The 2,786-nt window shown below is 58.3% G+C and carries 2 protein-coding genes and 1 pseudogene; all 3 read right to left on the reverse strand.

The features are described from left to right. Positions 1-289: 289 nt before the first annotated feature. Positions 290-1,162 carry an ectonucleotide pyrophosphatase/phosphodiesterase gene (locus tag O6929_00005; GenBank protein ID MCZ6478779.1) on the reverse strand — a complete coding sequence of 291 codons (873 nt, stop codon included), beginning with the start codon at positions 1,160-1,162 and terminating at the stop codon, positions 290-292. Between the two features lie 501 nt (positions 1,163-1,663). Beyond that, positions 1,664-2,430, reverse strand: a pseudogene (locus tag O6929_00010) (glycosyltransferase family 2 protein). Positions 2,431-2,489: 59 nt separating this feature from the next. Continuing rightward, the coding region (locus O6929_00015) for a hypothetical protein (GenBank protein ID MCZ6478780.1) at positions 2,490-2,786 on the reverse strand (297 nt) is incomplete at its 5' end.

Genomic DNA, 2,786 nt, shown 5'->3' on the forward strand with positions numbered 1-2,786 from the left:
CGTCATCGTTGACAATGACAGCACGATCAAAGCACTGGTCACAGTAGGCGGTGGTGGGCCTCGCCGGGACAGGGTGTGGGACGTCACCGTGACGAACCCCGATTCATCCTCTGACACGCTGGTCGGCGGACTCACGATCACGCGGCCCTAGTGACGATGCTCATGGCGCGTGGCGATGACTCGCCAGCGAACTCCAGAGTGCCTCGAACCCGCGATCGTGGCCCTAGCCTGAGCGTGGTTGGCTCAGAGCGTCCACTCGTCTGCTCTCTCCTCCCACAACTTCCCTCAATCACTGAAAGATGGATCGGAGAGGGCGGCCTTCCCATCCGTCGGGGATAGGTAGATTCAGAATGTAGAGAATGGTGGCGGCGGTATCGATGGTCACAATGTCGTCCAGGATCTCGTATCCCTCTCGAATCCCCGGCCCGAAGGCAATCCACGGGATGGTCATATCTTCCGGAATGTCTCTGCTGTGGGTCCTATCATGCCCCCCATGATCGGCAGTCAAAATCAGCACGGTCTCAGAGAGAAGTTCACTCTTCTCTAGGGCTTGGAGGAGAATCCCAATCCCCTGATCTACCCGCGACAGGGCGTCAAAATACGGCGGTGTCATCCATCCATAATGGTGCCCTTGCTGGTTAGGGTCGTTGAAGTGGATGAAGAGAAGGTGAGGCCGCTTTGACTCGAGAACCCAGGCTGCCCAAGAGGCTACCTCGGGCGCTGGGGCAGAGATGATTTTTACATGGCGCGGACTTCCCTCCTTCTTCAGGAAAGCGAGCTTGGGCTTGGCTACCACCATTGCTGTTTTTAGTCCGTGGGCGTGAGCCAGGGTAAAGACCGTCTCGACCGCGATTGTAGCTTGCCCGGGCCTCCACCTATTTTTTAGCATCCCGTGCCTCTTGGGAGTGAGGCCTGTCAGCATGGATGTATGAGAAGGGATCGTTTTGGGGGGGAAGATGGTCTGGGCGCGGAAGGAGTACGCCCCCCGCTTCCACAGGCGGCTGATGGTCGGAGTTCTGGCCGCACTTAACGCATCCGGGCGTGCGCCATCGATGCTCACGACCACAACCCGACGGACCGCCGGTCGCGCGTTGACGAGGCCGGGGCCACCGGTGATACTGAAGAACGCCACAAGGGTAAGACTGATCAGACGCATGAACATTGAGTCATCCCAACAGTCTCGTTTAGTGGGGAATTGGACTTTATAATCACCCCACGCCTCTGTCAATCGAAACCCTGTCTCCTCCTCGGTCGGCCTTCCGATCAGCTACCGCCTCAGGCGGAAAAGCGCATATCGCGGCTGGGTATGCCCGGAAGGGGTTTCTAGCGAGGCGTGACCTGAGATTGGAAGCGGAGGGCTTCTGCCAAGTTCCTCTTTGGCATGTGGCACGGTCTCGCAAGTGCCCGACTTTGTCGCGGTCGGGAAGGCGGGCCTGACAGGAAGAATCGCATAGCCCTGCAGTCTTCTACAGTGACCTATCTCTTCATGGGGCGTCCTCCCGGCAGCTACCGGCTTCCGCCAAAAAGTGACCGTCGCGGTCAGCATGAGGGAGTCGGCCAGAAAACGGCAAGCACGTTCGTAGTCCTCACGCCCTTCCAGTCTAACTCCTCCGTTTCCCTTCCATCTCCCGCCGCACCGCCTTGATCTCCTTCCACAAGCTGACTACCCTCGGCCGAACAGGTTATAACGCAAGATGCAATAGATAGCCTTGACACCGTCCTTCCAGGTGATCTTCTTGCCCTCGGCGTAGGTGCGGCCGTAATACGAGATGGGGACCTCATACACGCGCCAGCCCCCCTTGGCCACCTTGGCGTCACCTCTGGCTCGAACCCGAACCGATCCTCCCTGAGGTTGATCTGCTGCACCACTTCCCTCTTGAATACCTTGTAGCACGTCCAGACGTCGGAGAGATTCACGTTCGTGAAAATGTTCGAGAGCGTGGATAAAAACCTGTTGCCGACATAATGCCAGAAGAACAGGACGCGATGGGGGCCTCCCAGGAACCGCGATCCATACACCACATCCGCTGCTCCCCGCTCAATGGGGTGTAACAGAGTGTAATAGTCTTGGGGGTCATACTCGAGGTCCGCATCTTGGACCAGTACGAGCTCCCCGTGTGCCTCCTGAAATCCTCGGCGGAGGGCTGCTCCTTTGCCGCGATTCCTATCCTGGAAGAAGACCCGGATGTTATGTGTAGGAAGCTGGTCCCTGGTGCGCGGCAGCGTCATGAGCGCCGGGTCCTGCGTGGTGGACTGGACCAGGTCTTGAAGGAACTCCCGTGTTCCATCCGTGGAGCCGTCGTCCACAACGACGATTTCTTTATCGATATCTACGGCTTGGACGCGGATAAGGAGCTCCTCGATGGTCGGCCGCTCGTTGTACACCGGGATCACGACCGAGAGTTTGGGATGACTGTTATGCTCGTTCATGAGCTGCCTCCTATCACACGATCAGGAGGGAGTAGGGAAGTAGGGGTCAAAAGTAGGGGTCAAGTCGCTTGTTGTCCATAATTTGCCAGTAACTCATGGCGGATTTTCTCTATCTGCTTTCGAAGGGTCCTGTCGTCGTGTAGCTGTTTCTGCAGCATCGCACACGCTGAACTGACGGTCGAGTAGCTACCCGCCTGTAAGCGCTGCGCAATCTCGCGATGGCTATAGCCGCCGACCTCCCGACACACATACATGGCCACCTGTCGGGCAAGGTTGGGTACGCCCCGCCGCGACCTCGTCAGCCCGCTTTCCTTCACGCCGTACACCCGCGCTACGGCCCGGACACAGGCGTCGAG

The sequence above is a fragment of the Candidatus Methylomirabilota bacterium genome (assembly GCA_027293415.1).
Classification (GTDB): domain Bacteria; phylum Methylomirabilota; class Methylomirabilia; order Methylomirabilales; family CSP1-5; genus CSP1-5.